Source organism: Cryobacterium sp. Hh11 (assembly GCF_004404045.1).
Classification (GTDB): Bacteria; Actinomycetota; Actinomycetes; order Actinomycetales; family Microbacteriaceae; genus Cryobacterium; species Cryobacterium levicorallinum.
This window is the reverse complement of record NZ_SOHF01000007.1, coordinates 248,603-258,030: the sequence shown is the minus strand read 5'-3', so window position 1 is coordinate 258,030 and position 9,428 is coordinate 248,603. Positions and strand designations below refer to the sequence as shown.

Below are 9,428 nucleotides of genomic sequence, written 5' to 3'. Positions count from 1 at the left end.
CCGCACGCTGGGCCGGGGACTTCGGTGCTTTCAGCTTCTCAGTTCGTTCTGTCATGACCATTAGTGTCACTCCTTCAAATAGATCCGCAACCCCTTACACAGACCATCTGACACCCTCCAGTCCGACAATGCTGAGCTGAAACGGGAGATCGAGTTCCTGGGAAAAGTCAGCGCCTTCTTCGCCGCGAAACTTCGAAGACCTCGCCAACGTCAGCAAACGCTCCGGCCGCGGCTTCGCCTTTAACTACCTCGCCGCGACACTCGCCGCCGTGTCCTCGAACCTGCGAAAGACCTACGACTTCTTCGTGAAGGCCGCCGAACTCGACCTCGTCCATCAGCTTTCCCGCGAACGCCGCCGCAAAGAAGCCACCGGAACACCGTTGAGCGCACACACCTCACTACCGGCCCTGGCACCCCCGCGCTGGCCCCCGCGGCCTCGACTCCAGCACGACTCCCACTGCACGCCGAAACCTTTAGCCTGCCCACCGCAGGTATTTTTGCGTTTAACGCTCCGCCGCCGCAGAAGCTCCAGACCGGCCCGATCACATCGTTAAATATCGAAGGCCGGTCAAGTATTTCTACTCAACCGGCCTGTTCGCTTGGATTTCATGAAAACGAGACTTCAATTTCCTGAAACACCCGCAGTGGGTCTTTCAGGTAATCCGGAACGCCTTGCTGTGACTGGGCACTTTCAGGTCGGCATTAGGGACATCCCAACCTAAGGACAGAATCCTTCCAGTGGGCACCTGCCGACTATCAAGGTCCACGCATCTGGGCTGAAGTCATGGTTCCAGCTACAGAGGTCACTGCTCGAGCGATTGAGCCGCAAGACCATGCCCGGTGGGCCGAACTGTACGGGCATTATCGGGAGTTCTACCGGCTCCAACCAGATGATGCTGTCATTGACCGCGTCTGGAGCTGGATTCTCGATCCGTCCCACGAGGTCAAGGCCTTCGTCGCATGCATCGACGACCGCGTTGTCGGCCTCGCCCACTATCGTCGCTTCTCGCGGCCGTCATCGGGCACGACCGGGCTCTTCCTGGACGACTTGTTTACTGCTGCCGACGTTCGCGGCCAGGGCGTGGCCCGGTCGCTGCTAGCCGAGCTCTCACGCCTGGCAGACCAGGACAGCAACTCCGTTGTGCGCTGGATAACCGCGGCGGACAACGCTACTGCCCGCACGCTCTCCGACTCCGCTGCGGCTGCGACCAGCTGGGTGACCTACGATCTGGCGCCGGGCTCACTGTAGCCCGGCATGATCGCATTCCGTGTGCCTACAGGAGTTTGAGGTTTCCGCCGAACGACCACTGGCTCCGGGGGACGCCCTCGACCACAACCCAGGTGTTCTCCCGCGAGGACTCCCCGCACACGGCCACGACAGCCTCCGTGACAGCCGAGGTGAGACTGGCAGAGAAAGCCTCATCGGTTAATCGGTCTTCAAATACCTTCACGGTTACGAGCGGCATAATTTTCCTTTTTTCGGGCAGGGAATCTCGGGTTCACACGGGGCGGACTCAGGCAGGTCAGGACCAGATCCGGGCGTCCCTCGCCGCTGACTCACTGCGTGCCTGAAGCGCCTGCTCCATGGTGACGGCATCAAAGTGGGTCTTGGCGCCCGGTGCACACCGGGCAACGAGGTCCATGTCTGCGGAAATGACCGTGGCCACCATGGCGTAGCCACCGCCAGACACGGCATCCCGGTGCAGGATGATCGGTTGCGTGCCACCGGGGATCTGAATGGAGCCCACGGCGTAACCCGCGTCAACGATATTTGACGGGTCCTGGCCTGCACCGAACGGCTGCTCCCGCTCTTTCCACTCGACGCCCGGGCCCGCGTACCGGAGGCCCATACGGTCTGCGACTGGGGTCAGGGTCCACTCGCTGTTCAGAAAACTCTTGAGGCCACTCTTGGACAGGTTGTGGTCGTAGAGTCCGAGCATGACGCGCACCCGAACATCCCTTGAAAAAACAGGACGGTCGCCCTCGGCAATGCTCAGTAGAAGCGGCAGGCCGTTGTCTTTTTCGGCGCCCACCGGAACCCTGTCGCCGGCGGCGAGTGCGCGGCCGTTCATTCCGCCGATCGCTCCGATGGGGTAGGTGGACCGGGAACCGAGCACCTCGGGCACGTCAATGCCCCCGTGGACTGCGATGAAGTACTTCGTGCCGCCCTTGATGACGCCGAACCGCAACTCATCACCAGCGGCGAGGGTGAAACGTTCGTACTGCGGCACCGCGGCACCGTTCACGAAAACGTCCACCGGAGCGCCCGTGACGGCCACGACGGCAGCTTCTGTCGTGACAATCTTCGGACCGATATAGGTGCATTCGAGCACTGCCTCGGCGGGGGTATTGCCGACCAGGCGGTTTCCGAGGGTGGCAGAGTACTGGTCCATCGACCCACCTTGGGGAATGCCGAAGCGGTAGTAGCCGATCCGTCCCTGGTCCTGCACCGTCGTCGACAGGCCCGGTTCGAGAATTTCAAATGCCATTGAGCACCTCCAGGAGTGACACCTTGTAACCATCAGGGTCAGCGAGCGCCGCGCCCACATCGAACAGGATCGGCGACTGCCGGTAGGTGAACGTGCCAGCGTCAACGTCGGCCTGGATGCGCCGATATTCGGCTTCATCCACCGGCTTGAATTTCACGATGTCCCCGGGCTTGAAAAAGATCATGAAGTCTTTGAAATCATCCAGGCGCTGCGAGGGGTCAAAAATCGGGGCGGCAGCCACGCCGAACATCTGATATCCGCCGGCACCGCGAACGGAGTAAATGCAGCTGAAGCAGCCACCGTAACCGAGGGTGAGCGCCGGGGTGTCCGTTCGCGGGCTTAAGTACTTGGGCACTTCCAACTGCTGTTCCCGGTCGACGAGCTGGTAGAGGAACGGCAGCCCCGCGACGAAGCCGACCATCGACACCAGCCACGGGGACTCGTGGTGCCTCTGGATGAACTCTTCGGCATCGGCCAGCCCATTCACCTCGGCCGCGTAGTCGAGGTCGTTGCCTTCGGGCCGCTGGTGGTACCCCTCCCGAAACCGCGCCCCGGTTTCGTTTGTGTAGGGGTCGTTGTACCACACAGGAATCTCGATGATGCGTGTTTCCAGCACCTGGCTGACTGCGCCGCGCACCTCCTGCTCCAGCTCTCGAACTGTTCGCTCCAGGTCGCCGGAAGCCAGCTCGTCCGGATTGAACCTGATGAGCAACGATGCATTTGCCGGGCAGATGTCCACGATTCCGTCGAGCTGTTTCAGTTCCAGCGCGTTTGAGATGCTGTTGGAAATGAAGTTCGCCTCAAGGGACATGCCTTCGGCGATTTCCACGAATAGGAACTCATCGCCACCCCACGTGTACCGGGATTCGGCCGATAGTGTCATTTGGCAACTCCGATGAGGTCGACAGCGGTTTCGATGTAGGTGGTGTGATGCTTGACCTCGGCGAAATCATTGAGGGAGACCAGACGGCGCAACAATCCCACTGTCGTTTTGACACCAACGATGTCCGTTTCGTCCAAAGCACGCTCTGCCCGGGCGACAGCGATTTCACGGGTGGGACCCCAGACAATAATTTTGCCCAAGAGAGAGTCGTAGAACGGGGCAACGGTTTTTCCGGCGATGAAGCCGAAATCATTGCGCACGCCGACGCCCCCGGGCAAGTTCAGGGCTTGGATCACACCAGGGCTTGGCATGAAGTTGTTGTCGGGGTCCTCGGCGTTGATGCGGAATTCCAGGGCGTGTCCGGTGAAGGTCACGTCACTTTGTAGAAGTCCGAGCCTTTCGCCGGAGGCGATGCGCAACTGCTCGCGAACGAGGTCGATTCCAGTGATGGCCTCGGTGATGGTGTGTTCCACCTGGATACGGGTATTCATCTCAATGAACGCTGCCGTGTGCGTCTCGGGGTCGTACAGAAACTCGATCGTTCCGACACCGACATAGGCTGCCTTGCGTGCCAGCTCCAGCGAGGAATTTCGCATCCGCGTGCGCACGTCATCGGGGATTCCCGGCGCGGGAGCCTCTTCGAGAATTTTCTGCTGGCGGCGCTGCATTGAACAGTCCCGATCGCCCAGATGCACAAAATTTTCGCCGTCACCCAGAATCTGCACCTCCACGTGCCGCGCCCGGGTGACGAACTTCTCGAAGTACACGTCAGACGAGTCGAAAGCCGCGAGCGCCTCAGCCTGGGCGATATCGACTGTGGCATTCAGCTCCTCGGGGTCCACAACGAGGCGGATTCCGCGACCTCCGCCGCCGGCAGACGCTTTCACTACGAGGGGATAGCCGATGAGTGCCGCGATCGCGACACGGTCATCACCGTCTTGTAACGCGCTTTCCGTTCCAGGCAGGGTCGGCACACCCGCGTCGATTGCGGCCCGGCGAGCGCGGGACTTGTCTCCCATCAGCTCGATGGACTCGGGAGAAGGCCCCACCCAAATCAACCCCGCGGCAATGACCTTGCGGGCGAATTCTGCGTTTTCCGAGAGGAATCCGTAACCAGGATGCACCGCGTCGGCTCCACTGTGCGCAGCGGCTTTCAAGACAGCGTCGTGATTCAAGTAGCTCAGTCCAGCTGGGGGCGGACCGATGACAATCGCCTCATCGGCGAGATCCGCCGCGTAAGACGATTTGTCCGCCTCGCTTACGACCGCGACTGTAATGATCCCCATTTCGCGGGCGGTTCGAATGATGCGCACGGCGATTTCACCGCGATTTGCTACCAGAAGTTTCTTCATTGAGGAGTCCAGTTGTCGGGCTGTGCACGAAAGTACGTGGGCTGTGGTGACGGCGTTCAGGGAGTATCGACGTTCAGGAGGTGACGGCGATCACATCGCCGGGATTGACGATCCCGAAATCCTCGACTTGGAACTTGACCAGAATGCCGGCGGCTTCTGCGCGAACCTCACTGAACTGCTTCATGATCTCAACCAGACCGATTGTCTGACCGATCGAAATGCTGTCACCCTCGGTGACGTAGGGCTCTTTGCCCGGGCCGGGTTTACGGTAAAAAATGCCGGGAAGTGGGGAAATGATGTCCACGCGGATGCGCTCTCTTTCGTTGGGGATCGTGACAGGCAGAATTAATCGGATCAGGCGGCGAGAGTCTGACGAACTGCCCGGGCCACGTCGGGCGAATTAGGCGTGTCGGAGTGAACGCAGATTGAGCCGAAAGCAATGTTGAGTTCAGTACCGTCGTCCGCGAGGACGACACCTTCTTCGAGGACACGGCGCACACGCGCGGATGCCGCTGCCGGATCGGTGAGCTCAGGGCGGCGCAGAATGATCAGGCCGCCCTCGGCGTTGTAATTGAGGTCCACATAGAGTTCGCCGATGAATTCAACGCCCTCTCGCTCCGCAACTATCTGGTGCGCACTGCCGGCGATACCGAAGACCGGAACCCCGTATGTTTTGGCCACTTTGACCGCCCCCAGCATCAGGTCTTCATCCCGGGAGAGCATGCCATAGAGCGAACCGTGCGGCTTGATGTGATTGAGCGGCATGGAGTACTTGTTCAGGAACCCGATGAGTGCCCCTACCTGGTAGCGAATCATCGATTCCACCTCCGCCGGAGTCACCTTCATCTCTCGTCGACCGAAGCCGACGAGGTCCGGCAGGCCTGGGTGCGCGCCGACCCGCACGCCGTGGTCTTTCGCGAGCGCGACGGTCGCGTCCATGGTCTCGGGTTCTCCGGAATGAAAACCACAGGCAACGTTTGCCACGTCGATCAGCGGCATGAGCGCTTCGTCGTTTCCGAAACTGTGCAGCCCGAAGGCTTCCCCCATGTCGGAGTTAATAAGAATTTCTATTTGGGGATTCGCGGCGGCCATGTTTCCACGTTACGTTGTGGCAGCAATCCAACCCAGTAGGCATGTGCCCTAAGCTTGGGGAAAAATTTGTGCAGATGCCTATGAAATGTGGTCTGAGATGCGTGTCGTTGACCTTTTACTGGAAGGTTCCCTTCAGCTGCGATTGCAAACACCCTCGTCGGAGGGGCGGCTGTCCGTCGAGTTAAGCGGCTGTGCGCCCACTGAACTCATGGATCCGACGCCGTTCCTCGACCCGCACTCCGTGCTCCTGACCAGCGGAATCGGCATGAACTTTGTGGACGAACGAACATGGGACGCCTTCGTGGAGCGACTGGCCGCGGTCCCCGTGTCCGCGATCGTATTCTCAACCGGAATGGCACACCAGACCCTGCCACCGGGACTGGTACTTGCCTGCGCCAGGCGAGACGTCCCCCTCCTGGAGGTGCCCTCCATGGTGCCACCGCTCCAGGTTGACCGGTTCGTGGAGAGCTTCATGCAGGCGGAGCGGCTAGCCGTGGTGAACCAGGGGTGGTCTCTTGCCGACGAGTGCGCGCGCCTGGCCAATCAAGATGCCGAAGTGGTTACGCTTCTCGTTGCCGTCTTCGACGTCATTCAATCCCCGATCGCGGTCTACGACGCCTATGGCTCGGTTATAGCCCAGTACCCGGCAGCAGTCACCTGGACCCCGGGCATCAGCAAGAAGCCCCGTGCCGGCGTCCTCAGCATCCCCTTGCCGATGGGACTCAACAATCCCTGCCACCTCGCCGTTCGAGAGACTGACAATGACAAGCCGTTGTCGTCACTGCTGGGACCGGTCGCATCCATCATTGCCTTGCAACTCAACCGTTCCGTCATGGTCGACGCGAGCCGGCACCAGGAGATCAAAGATCTGGTTACCGCGTGTGAATCCTGGGAGGAATCCACACACCGGGATGTCCGCAAGGCCTTCCAGGCCGCCGGGCTCGATCCCCACGCAGAAACGAGCCTGCTGGTCGCCGACATGAGCGGTGAATTCGCCTCCACATCCTGGCAATTACGCGTTGCATTGCACGAGGTCTTTCACACCGTTCGAGTGACAGAGCTCGGCGAAAGACTGATCGCTTTTGGCCAGATACCCCGGGATGACGTCGAGGGCGCGGTCGGTAGGCTGCTGAGCATTCAAAGCCGACAACCTCTGGTCCTGAAGAGCCCCACGCCGAGCTTGTTTGAGCTCCGGCTGTCCGTGGTGCATTCACTCCAGCTTCTGCACCGCATCGACCGCCCCCAGCTGGCACCAGAGCTGGGCCTGGGCGCGGTGGTCATGGCAACGGCAGGACGTGGTGCCCGTGAGTCGGCCAGAAAATTCCTAGCCCCGCTGCTGGAACACGACACCAACCGCTCGGGCCAGCTCGTGAAAACTCTGGAGATGTTCCTGGCTCATGACGCTCATCCGTCCAAGACCTGCGCGGCGCTGTTTATACACCGGAATTCACTCAACTACCGTCTTCGAAAAATCGAGTCTTTGCTACGGCTGGATCTGAGCACCGTTGACGGTCAGGCCACAAGCCTGTTCGCCCTTCGGCTCATTGACCTCGCGGAGAACTGAAAAGCGAGGATTCACCGGAGCGCACCCTCGCCCGTACCTCGTCAGGTTCTCAGGCCGTAACGGAGGTTTTGTTCCCAGCCAGCAACGCAGTCTTGCCGTTGGAGCTTCTCCACAGGAAAGCGTAGAGGCCGGCAGCGGACAGCGCCGTGAGGATCGGACCCCAGGTCGCCCCGACTCCAGCGAGGTCAGGATTGATCGTCCCCAGCTGCAACATCAAGACCCCGATGCCCGTCGCCACAACCCAGGCAACCAAGCCGGAGTTGTTGAAGCGGCCGTAACGGTTGTCCGGGAGCATGCCGTGCTGACCTGCACGCAGGCGAGGCCAAGACCGATGCCCGTGACGCGGCGATCATCGCCGAAGCCGCCCGGACTCTCCCGCACGCGCTGCGGCCGCTCCGTCTCGAAGACGAGCAGGTCGCTGAGCTGTCGATGCTGTGCGGATTCGACGATGACATCGTCGGTCAAAGGCCGCCGAACTCGACCTCAGCGAGAAGCTTTCCCGCGAACACCGCCGCAAAGAAGCCACCGGAACACCACTCAGCGCCCACAGCGCCCTACCGGCCCTGGCACCACCGCAGTAACAACGGCCACAACCCACTCCAGCACCAACCACCCGCGCACCGAAAGCGTCAGCCTGCCCACCCGCAGGCCGTTTCCCATTTAAAGGGTCAACTACCGCCTCAACCGGCCAGATCGGCCCCGCCAACACCGTTAAAAAACGAAGGCCGGCCGAGTATTTCTACTCAACCGGCCTGTTCGCTTGGATTTCATGAAAACGACAATTCAATTTCCTGAAACACCCACAGTGCGCGAGAGGGGACTTGAACCCCTACGTCCTTTCGAACACTGGCACCTGAAGCCAGCGCGTCTGCCAATTCCGCCACTCGCGCGAACTTAGGAATGCTAACACTGTGAGGGGGGTCAGCGCCATTCGACGGCGCGCCGCCCGGGCCGTCGGGGCCAGATTGAGCGTGATCGCGCCCGATATCGGTGGCCGCTACGGTAATGACCGGAGCAAGCGCTCACATCGGGCGCACTCCCAACGGATGCCGCCGCTCGACTGCACCCACCAGATCCGCCCGCCCAGCCCCACCGCATCCGCACGCCCGCATCCGCACACCCGCGCGCACCGTATCCGCTCCAAAAAAGTCCAAAGGAATGCCCATAATGGGCGTCGAATTCGGTCCAGCACCCTCCGCAGGTAGTATGACTGTTCGTGCCGTTTGCGCCTCCAAGGCGGGTTGTCACCCGAGACAAGTAACATGCTCATAGCCAAACGGACCGGATCGGGAGACCTGTGGGCATACTGGATAACTTTGAAAAGGGATTGGAGCGCGCCGTCAACGGAGCGTTCGCCAAGACCTTTCGATCGGGCTTGCAGCCGGTGGAAATTACCTCCGCGCTGCGTCGTGAGCTCGACACCAAAGCCGCGGTTGTCGCGCGGGATCGCATTCTCGCGCCCAATCGGTTCACCGTGCGCATGTCCCACACCGATTACGCCCGCATGAGCGCGCTCGGCGTGACCCTTATCGATGAGCTCACCGCCCTGTTGCAAAGACACGGCACCGAGCAGCGCTACCAGTTCACCGGCGGCATTGTGATCACCCTGCAAGACGACGGCAGCCTCAGCGAGGGTCTGGTGCAGATCGACTCCAGCACGGTCGCGACCAGTGTCGCCTGGACCCCGGTGCTCGACATCAACGGCACCCGGCATCCGCTGGTCAAGGCCCGCACCGTGATCGGTCGCGGCTCCGACGCCGACATCACCATCGACGACACCGGCACCTCCCGCCGTCACGTGGAGATTATCTGGGACGGCGCCCGCGCCCAGGTGCGCGACCTCGGCTCCACCAACGGTTCCCAGCTCAACGGTGCCCCGGTCAGCCAGGCCATCCTCGAACCCGATTCGATCGTCACCATCGGCCGCACCCGCATCGTCTTCCGCGTGCTCGCGCAGGCCTCCAACGAGACTCCGCGCGCGGCCGCACCGACCGACCCCGCCACCGAACGCCACGACATGGGCGGATTCTGGGGGCCGAACGCATGAA

At 61.2% G+C, this 9,428-nt stretch carries 10 protein-coding genes, 1 tRNA gene and 1 pseudogene; 4 read left to right on the top strand and 8 right to left on the bottom strand.

Going from position 1 to position 9,428, the window contains the following annotated elements:
* The first annotated feature begins 784 nt into the window (after positions 1-784).
* Positions 785-1,249, top strand: a complete 465-nt coding sequence (locus E3T46_RS03250; RefSeq protein WP_134577425.1) for a GNAT family N-acetyltransferase — start codon at positions 785-787, stop codon at positions 1,247-1,249.
* 25 nt (positions 1,250-1,274) lie between these two features.
* Here the strand turns inward: E3T46_RS03250 and E3T46_RS03245 are convergent, their stop codons facing one another.
* From E3T46_RS03245 to pxpA, 6 genes are all read right to left on the bottom strand, one after another.
* Positions 1,275-1,466, bottom strand: coding sequence for a tautomerase family protein (locus E3T46_RS03245; RefSeq protein WP_134577424.1), 192 nt, complete (start codon positions 1,464-1,466; stop codon positions 1,275-1,277).
* 57 nt (positions 1,467-1,523) lie between these two features.
* Positions 1,524-2,489 carry a biotin-dependent carboxyltransferase family protein gene (locus E3T46_RS03240; RefSeq protein ID WP_134577423.1) on the bottom strand — a complete coding sequence of 322 codons (966 nt, stop codon included), beginning with the start codon at positions 2,487-2,489 and terminating at the stop codon, positions 1,524-1,526.
* Positions 2,479-3,372 (bottom strand): carboxyltransferase domain-containing protein, encoded by an 894-nt coding sequence (locus E3T46_RS03235; RefSeq protein ID WP_134577422.1) that lies wholly within the window; start codon positions 3,370-3,372, stop codon positions 2,479-2,481. Before E3T46_RS03235 ends, E3T46_RS03240 begins: the two co-directional genes overlap by 11 nt.
* Complete coding sequence (locus E3T46_RS03230) at positions 3,369-4,724, bottom strand: acetyl-CoA carboxylase biotin carboxylase subunit (protein ID WP_134577421.1); 1,356 nt, start codon at positions 4,722-4,724, stop codon at positions 3,369-3,371. Before E3T46_RS03230 ends, E3T46_RS03235 begins: the two co-directional genes overlap by 4 nt.
* A 73-nt stretch (positions 4,725-4,797) precedes the next feature.
* The gene (locus E3T46_RS03225) at positions 4,798-5,028 is read right to left on the bottom strand and encodes an acetyl-CoA carboxylase (protein ID WP_241980423.1); all 231 of its coding nucleotides are present in this window, start codon (positions 5,026-5,028) and stop codon (positions 4,798-4,800) included.
* Positions 5,029-5,078: 50 nt separating this feature from the next.
* On the bottom strand, positions 5,079-5,816 hold the full coding sequence (gene pxpA, locus E3T46_RS03220; RefSeq protein WP_134577419.1) for a 5-oxoprolinase subunit PxpA: 738 nt from the start codon (positions 5,814-5,816) through the stop codon (positions 5,079-5,081).
* Positions 5,817-5,901: 85 nt separating this feature from the next.
* Here pxpA and E3T46_RS03215 point away from each other — a divergent pair, with 85 nt between their 5' ends.
* Positions 5,902-7,380 (top strand): helix-turn-helix domain-containing protein, encoded by a 1,479-nt coding sequence (locus E3T46_RS03215; protein ID WP_134577418.1) that lies wholly within the window; start codon positions 5,902-5,904, stop codon positions 7,378-7,380.
* 49 nt (positions 7,381-7,429) lie between these two features.
* Here the strand turns inward: E3T46_RS03215 and E3T46_RS03210 are convergent, their stop codons facing one another.
* Positions 7,430-7,675, bottom strand: a complete 246-nt coding sequence (locus E3T46_RS03210) for a hypothetical protein (protein ID WP_134577417.1) — start codon at positions 7,673-7,675, stop codon at positions 7,430-7,432.
* Here E3T46_RS03210 and E3T46_RS03205 point away from each other — a divergent pair.
* A pseudogene (locus tag E3T46_RS03205) lies at positions 7,666-7,845 on the top strand (transposase); the annotation flags it as partial. The gene E3T46_RS03210 and the pseudogene E3T46_RS03205 overlap by 10 nt on opposite strands.
* Positions 7,846-8,186: 341 nt before the next feature.
* On the opposite strand, the gene E3T46_RS03200 reads toward E3T46_RS03205, so the two are convergent.
* Positions 8,187-8,270, bottom strand: a tRNA-Leu gene (locus tag E3T46_RS03200).
* Positions 8,271-8,677: 407 nt separating this feature from the next.
* Between E3T46_RS03200 and E3T46_RS03195 the strand changes: the two genes are divergently transcribed.
* Positions 8,678-9,427, top strand: a complete 750-nt coding sequence (locus E3T46_RS03195) for a DUF3662 and FHA domain-containing protein (protein WP_134577416.1) — start codon at positions 8,678-8,680, stop codon at positions 9,425-9,427.
* The last annotated feature ends 1 nt before the right edge of the window (position 9,428 follow it).